General features: G+C 77.1%; 1 pseudogene. It reads left to right on the top strand.

Features of this window, described 5'->3' with window-relative positions:
- Positions 1 to 2,041, top strand: a pseudogene (locus ND747_RS16155) (zinc ribbon domain-containing protein); the annotation flags it as partial.

Raw genomic sequence — 2,041 nt, 5'->3', positions numbered from 1 at the left:
CCCGGTGGCTGGCCGCCCAGGCCGCCGACGTGCCCGGACCCGACGGCCGGACCCCCGGCGAGGTGCTCGGTGAGCTCGTCGCCGCGGCTGCCGTCATTCGCCGCCGGGTCGAGGCCGCCCGCGGGCTGCCCCCGCAGGATCAGGAGGCGGCTCTGGTCGCCGTGCTCGCCAGCGCCGCGGACAACCGGGAGGCCCTGGCCGCCCTGGCCGCGCTGCCCCTGCCCCCGCCGAGTGACCTGGTCGCGACCCCGGGCCCGGACGGCTCGGTGCAGCTGCGCTGGCGGCCCTCGCCGTCGGTCTGCACGCCGGTGTCCTACCGGGTGGAGCGGCTGCTGCTCGTCGACGGCGGCGGTGCGGCGCTGGCTCGCCGTGGCCTCGGCGCCACCCGCGCGAGCGAACTGTCCGACGCGGGTGCCCCGGCCTGGACGCCGGTGCGCTACGAGGTCACCGCCGTGTGCGGCGAGCGCCGCTCCGAGCCGGTCGTCACCGCCCCGGTCGTGTGCACCCGTGACGTTCGCGAGCTGCGCGCCGAACGGACCGCCGTGGGCGTCCGTCTGCAGTGGCGGCTGGACGGCGGCACCCCGCCCGTTACCGTCGAACGCACGGTCCGTACCGGACCGGTCACCGGCCCTGGCGTGCTGTCTGGCCCTGGCGTGCTGTCTGGCTCTGGCGTGCTGGCCGGCTCTGGGGTGCTGGCCGGCCCGGTCCCCGTGCCCGGAGCCGCAGGTGCGGCGGCCGCGGCGGTGGCCGCGACCGCCGAGCAGACGGCACCCCGGCAGGCCAGGATCGCCGGAAGCGGCTTCCACGACACCGACGTGATGGCTGGCGTCACCTACCGTTACCGCGTCTACGTCGAATATCCCGACGCGGCCGGCGAGCATGCGCAGACCGTGGGTACCCAGGTGGAGATCGAGGTGACCGCCCGGCCGAGGCCCGTGCAGGACCTCAGCGCCGTCACCGCTGGCGGGCGCACCACCCTGCGCTGGACACCGCCGTCCGGCCTGGAAGTACGGATCTATGCCGCCTCCGTCCCCCCGGGGCCGGCTGGTCCGGGGGGTCCGACCGGCCTGACCGCGCCCGGATCGGGTCCGCTGCCGCTGGGCGGGCTCGGTGCCGAAGGGGACGAGGTACAGCTCAGCGCGATCACCGGGCCGGTGCGCCTGGTCGCCGCGGGCCGCAGCGGGCAGGCGGTCGAGTCGGCGCCGGTCGGTGAGGTCGTCTACACGCCGGTGACGGTGCACGGCGACGTCATGGTCGTCGGCCGGGCGCTGCGGCACGTCGTCATCGAGCCGGTGCGTGATCTGCGGGCCGCCGACCGCGGGGACGCGATCGTGCTGTCGTTCCAGATGCCGCCCGGGGTGACCGAGGCCAGGGTGCTGTGGCGGCGCGACCGTCCACCGACCGGCCCGGACGACCCGCTCGCGGCCAGCGCCCGGGTCACGAACACCAGCCTGGAAATCAAGGGCGGCTGGCACCTGGCCGCGCCCGCCGACGGCTGGGCCTACCATGTCGCCGCGTACCCGGTGTACCGGGCCGGTGGGATCGCGCGGGTCGCCGGTGCCGGGGTCGGTGTTCTCGCCCGTGCCGCCACCCGCGTCGACCCGCCGCCGCTGTCGTCCGCTTCGGCTGGTTCATCTGGTTCGCCGGGTTCCGTCGGCGGCCCGACCACCGGTGACCACCCGCTCGGCCCCGAGCCCGTCACCGCGCCCCATCCTCTTGGCGAAGTGCACTCGATGAGCGGCCCGCGCGCCGCCCGGTCGACGCCGGTCGCCGGAACACGGCCAGGCGGTCACACCGCCCTGCCGACCGCACCCGCCCATCGACCGCGAACCATGACGGGCCCCCGCCCCGGCCATCCAACGCCGGCCACCGCCGGTGGTGGCGGCGTGCCGTCCGGCGCCGGTCCGTCCGGTGGTGGCGGGTTGTCCGGCGGTACCCTGCCGCGGGGGCGTCCCCCCGGCTTCCCGCCACCCCCGCCCGCCAGCCGCCCCTTGCCCACCCGCCCCCATCCCGCCGCATCCCCCGACCCCCACGATACGGC

This window comes from Frankia sp. R82, assembly GCF_023716925.1.
In the GTDB taxonomy this organism is placed as follows: domain Bacteria; phylum Actinomycetota; class Actinomycetes; order Frankiales; family Frankiaceae; genus Frankia.
Note: the sequence above shows the minus strand (reverse complement) of the source record. Positions and strands in the feature narration are given on the sequence as shown.